Source organism: Paracoccus sp. DMF (assembly GCF_004407025.1).
Lineage (GTDB): Bacteria > Pseudomonadota > Alphaproteobacteria > Rhodobacterales > Rhodobacteraceae > Paracoccus > Paracoccus aminovorans_B.
This window is the reverse complement of the sequence record NZ_SOKV02000089.1, coordinates 1-4914: the sequence shown is the minus strand read 5'-3', so window position 1 is coordinate 4914 and position 4914 is coordinate 1. Positions and strand designations below refer to the sequence as shown.

General features: G+C 67.8%; 4 protein-coding genes. All 4 read right to left on the bottom strand.

What is annotated here, in order from left to right:
- Positions 1-451 precede the first annotated feature (451 nt).
- Entirely contained in the window at positions 452-2773 is a 2322-nt protein-coding gene (locus E3D03_RS19995; protein WP_263568411.1) for an AAA family ATPase, read from the bottom strand.
- Positions 2770-3540: a hypothetical protein gene (locus E3D03_RS19990; RefSeq protein ID WP_263568410.1), complete on the bottom strand. Its 771-nt coding sequence runs from the start codon at positions 3538-3540 to the stop codon at positions 2770-2772. Before E3D03_RS19990 ends, E3D03_RS19995 begins: the two co-directional genes overlap by 4 nt.
- A complete protein-coding gene (locus E3D03_RS19985) occupies positions 3537-3743 on the bottom strand; it encodes a DUF6511 domain-containing protein (protein ID WP_045683641.1) in 207 nt (68 codons plus the stop codon). The genes E3D03_RS19990 and E3D03_RS19985 overlap by 4 nt, the downstream gene beginning before the upstream one ends.
- A gap of 207 nt (positions 3744-3950) precedes the next feature.
- Positions 3951-4914 (bottom strand): DEAD/DEAH box helicase (locus E3D03_RS19980; protein ID WP_263568409.1); only part of this gene is annotated, 964 nt, incomplete at its 5' end.

Sequence of the window (4914 nt, the reverse complement as noted above, 5' to 3'; positions counted from 1 at the left end):
GGTCGAGGTGCCGAGGTCGAGCGCGAGGATGCAGCGGTTGCGGGGGGTGTCGAGCGGCAGCGATTCAAACCTTGCGCCGTCGCAATTCGGGATCAGAGTCGGCTGAGCCATGATGGGTCTCCTTTGCCGGTGGCCTGTGGTGGTGGAAGACGACGGCGGTCTGGTGCTTGGCGGTACGGGGCCGCCGTCGTCGGATCGGGAAGCACAACAGACCGTCACGGCGGCGCGCGCGGCTGACCCGGACGTATGGGAGGAGTGGCCAACCCTGTGGGGTGGCCCTCCCATACGTAGTATGGGGGTTTGACACCTAACTGTTCCGGGGAGGACAAGTAGCTGAAATCATTGCGGAATAAGACTTCATGAAGTCTTCGGGCATGAGTTATGGACCTGACTCTTATTTGCCCGTAACCTGTTGATTTCATTGAGTGCACAGTTGGCGCTGTCATATGAGTCAGGCCTCACTCATATGAGTTAGGTCGTCCTCCAGCCCCTCCGGGTAGACCCAGACGGCGGGGTTTTCGACCTGCAGGCAGAGCCCGGATTGGGGGCATTTGAAATGGCTGGGCAGGACCGGACGGGCCTCGGTGGTGACCTCGCCGGTGGCCGGATCGACATGATCGACGGGCGCGCCGAACTGCATGCCTTCCACGCAGAGGTAGCCGAACCGGGACCGCGTGACGGGGAAGCCGAACCCCGAGGGGTCGCGCAGGAACTTCACGAAGCCCTTCGTCGCCAGCACGCTGAGGCGCTCGCGGATCGTGTGCTTGCTGCCCAGACCGCCCCGGTTCTCGAAGGTCTCGGCAAACTGCATGGCGGTGTAGAGGCGCTCGCCCGCCGCCTCATCCAGCAGCATGCCAAGGATGACATCGTGCTTGCGCAGCCGTTCGGCATCGAGCCTGGCGCCGACCTCCTTGCGCACCAGGCGCTCGTTCAGCGGGTTCAGCTCGACCCATTCGCCCTTCACCTTGTCGATCAGCTTGCCCGGCAGCGCGGGGCCGTTGCGCAGCTCTATCTCCAGCCTGCGGACGCTGCTGTCCTCGTCGGGCCGGTGCATGAGCAGCCCCGAGGTGTAGAAGCCGCGCAGAGCGCTGGCGCCGGAGAGGGCGAGGAACGGGTCGTCCTTGACCTGATGCTTGCTGGCCTTGCGGGTGTGGTGGGCGAGGATTACGCCCCCGTCCGGATTGACCGCCTCGCGCAGGAGTTCGACCCGGTCCTTCAGGAAGAACATCATGGCGGTGTTGTCGTTCTCACCGCCGCCCTCGGGGCCACCGTCGAAGAGGTTGCGGATCGGGTCGATGACGATGATGTCGGGCGGCGTGTCGGGGAATGCGGCCCGGATCGCCTCGGCCACGCGGGATACACCCTCCGCGTCGAGCAGCAGCTTCAGCTTCGGGGTGGCGATGAAGGTGTCGCGCGCGGCGGCGATCACATTGGCGGGCAGCGCGATCTGCTGCATGCGCTCGCGCAGATAGTGATACTGGATCTCGGCTTGAAGGTAGAACACGCGCAGCGGCCGGGGCGGCGTGAAGCCGAGGAACGGCACACCCGCCGCCATGTGCACGAGCCAGCAGATCAGGAAGTCGCTCTTGCCGACCTTGGGCGCGCCGCCAAGCACCAGAAGCCCGCCGGGTGTCAGCACGCGCGGCCCGATGATGTCCTCGGGCATCGGGCTCGTGTCGTCCAGCAGCGCGCCGAGGCTGAAGGTCGGCAGCGGGCTGGCCGGGGCGTCGACGCGGGCCGCGCGCAGGAGCGGCGGACCGTTGCGCTTCACATGCAGCGCCCAGAGCCGTTCGGACTCGGCCATCAGCCGATCGAGCGGCCAGGACGGGCGCAGCATGGCGGCATTGTAGCCGCAGATTGCCTCCCAGCCCGCGAACGGGTCGAGGCGCCCCTCGTGCACCAGGCGCACGTAATGACCGATGGCGGCGCTGGCCCCCTGGAAACGGGACCAGTCGTCGACCGCGCCCTCGCGCACCGGCGTGGTGAGCACCGCGTCGATGCCGGGCTTTGCCTGCGGAACCGAGACGTCGCTGGCAAAACCCACGCCCGGCAGCGGCGGCATCTCGGCGACCGTCTCGGCGAAATCCGTGAGGTCCACCTCGACGTCTCGATGTTCGCGGATCTGCACGAGGCGCTGGTGGCCGTGCTTGTGATAGACGGTGCCGGGCACCCGGATCGGCTGGTGCGCCGAGCGGAAATGCGTGTCGCCGCCGACCTTCACGGCAATCTCGCCGCGCAGGCGGCAGAGGGTAGCCAGCTCTTCGCTCTCGGCCGGTTCGGTCAGTTTCCACCAGACGTGCAGCTTGGCCGCACCCTCGGGCGTACGCCCGCCGCTTTCGATGATCAGCGTGGGCGCGCCGAGGTGGCGGATGACATGGTCCAGCTTCGCCGGGATGTCGCCCGCGTCGAGATCGACCACGATGGCCTGCATCTGCAGCACATCGGCGGCGCGGGCCTGCCCCTGCTCCTCGACTGTGCCGGGGATGACATAGACGGCGGCGCCCTCGCGGTTCGCCCACGCGGCGAAGGTCGCGAGCTTTCCCGGCGCGGTGTCGTCGGCCGGGATCCAGATGTTGTGCGGCTTGCCATCCCGGCCCTGACCCTTGTCGACGAAGCCCCGGAGCGGGATCAGTCCCTCGCACCAGCTGAACACGGTGTCGAGGAAGACGGTGATCTGCTCGGGGTCGGGGTCGCAGCCGAACGGGTTCTCGGACGGCGGCCCGTCGTTGAAGTCCATCCACGGGTTGAAATGCAGGATGCCGTCGTCACTCATGCCGGCAGCCCCCAGCAGCGCTCGGACCACGGGCAGAAGCGGCATTCGAAGAAGTCGGGCGTAGTGGCGGCGCGCGGTAGCAACTCGCCCGCATCGGTCGCCTGCAGGATCCGCACGCCCCGATCCGACATGCGCTGTGCGAGATCGGCGTCGAAGGGGACCAGCTCGTGGTGGAGCTCGGCGGTATCCTTGTTGATCGCGGTGAAGAGCGCGGGCGCGGCCGAGATGCCGGGGACCGTCCCTTCCATGTAGGCTTGGTAGACCGCGATCTGGGCGGCGTAGACCGGCTTCGATTTGGTCACGCCGTCCTTGACGCAGGCGCGCCAGTTCTTCGCGTTCATCGTCTTGCATTCCCAGAGGGCCGGAACGGCAAGCCCGAAACCCTCGGGCCAGGCGGCGACGATCCCATCGACATGACCGCGGATGCGCCCGCCCGCGACGGAGAAGCCGAACTGGCCGCCATCTGGCCGGTTGCCCTTGCGCGTGTAGAGGTCGAAGCCCGCGCCGCGCAGCCAGGCGACGGCCAGATCCTCGAGCGCGTGGCCAATGGCGAAGATGCGCAGCGACTGGCCGCTGAAGGCCCGGTCCTCGTCCTTCGGGGTGGCCGTGAACTCGAACTGCAGGGCCCGCTCGCAGGCATGGCCGAGACGCGAGCCGCCGAGATAGTCGCGGGGCGGCCGCGTCGCCTGATCGGCGGTCAGCGCCTGATCGACGGCGGCGTTGACCTGCTCCGCGAAACTGGGCCGGTGATTGTAGTCGAGGGTCAAAACGGCACCTCCGGCGTCTGCGCCCGGGCGATGTCGGACATGGCCTCGCGGAAGCCCTCGACGGCTTCCTCGATCAGCGCGCGCACCTGCGCCTCGGTCAGATCCGCAAGCGGGGTGGCCCAGCCGATCTCGTCCATCAGCAGCGCCACGCGCTTCATGGTGGCGGTGATCGCGGCGCGCTCTTCCTCGGTCAGGTCAACCATGGCGAAGCGCTCCCTGGCCAAGCGCGTCCAGAAGGACTGGCAGGGCATCGAGCAGAACCAGACCGAGGGCCGGCGCCGCTTCGACCGGTGCGGATCGAACCAGCCAAAACCACGGGTGGGTTGCCGGCAGACAGCACAGAGCGTCCCACGCGGATGCCAGAGTCGCCGCCGGTCCTCGGCGTTGATGGATGTGAAGGGCATCATGGGTCATGCCGCCCTCCGCTCGGGTGCAGCCGCCGTGTCGATCAGCTGGCGGATGGCGCGCTTGTTGAAGCCAAAGGTCATCAGCGCCGAGGCGCGATAGCGCGTAAGGCCGAAGTCGTGGCGGCACTCGGGCGGCAGGTACTGCAGCTGCTTCTGGGTCGGCGGCTGGCGGAGCCAGGAACGGGTCTTGAAGGCGCTCTCGTCGGTCTCGTGCGTGTTCAGCCAGTCGTCGGCCTGCGCGAGGCAGACCGTGCGCTCGCCGACGCCCAGCAGATGCGGGCGTTCGCCCTTCGCGCCGCCGATGGCGTACCAGACCCCGTCCAGCCAGAAGATGCCGCTCCAGGCCGCGAAGCCCGTGGCCATCAGCGCGTCGTCCGTGCCGTAGAGGTCGACCCACGCGAAGCTGGACCGCTTCAGCAGGTCGATTTCCGTCATCATGAAGCCCGAGAGCGGCGCGGCGCCGCCACCTTCACCGGCCTCTTCGTCCTCCCGCGGGAATGCCTCGCCGCAGAGCGGGCATTCGGTGGCGGCCAGCGGGATCTCCGCCTCGCAGGCAGGACAGGTCTTGGTCGGCGCCTCTCCAGCTTCGGTCTTGCCGTCGAGATCGACGTCCTGCTCCAGCGTGCCGTGGATCAGGCTCGACGTCCCGAAATCCAGCACGACGCAGTCGGTCTTGACGACGCCGGGGTGTTCCTCGGGATCGACGGTGCGCAGGCCGCGCCCGACCATCTGGATCATGGTGGACTTGTAGGAGCTGGGGCGCAGCAGCACGACGCAGGAGGTGGGCGGATGGTCCCAGCCTTCTGTCAGCACCGCCACGTTGACGACGACGCGGATGTCGCCCGCCGCATAGTCGGCGAGGAGCGCCTTGCGGGTCTCGGCCGCCAGATCGCCATGGATCATCGCGGCGGAAATGCCTGCGGCCCTGAACGCATCGGTGACGTGCTCGGCATGCGCGACGGTGGAG

What these genes read in the sequence shown, in the direction of transcription:
- E3D03_RS19995 (WP_263568411.1), bottom strand. Translation starts at nt 2,773, where the DNA reads ATGAGTGACGACGGCATCCTGCATTTCAACCCGTGGATGGACTTCAAC.
- E3D03_RS19985 (WP_045683641.1), bottom strand. Translation starts at nt 3,743, where the DNA reads ATGGTTGACCTGACCGAGGAAGAGCGCGCCGCGATCACCGCCACCATG.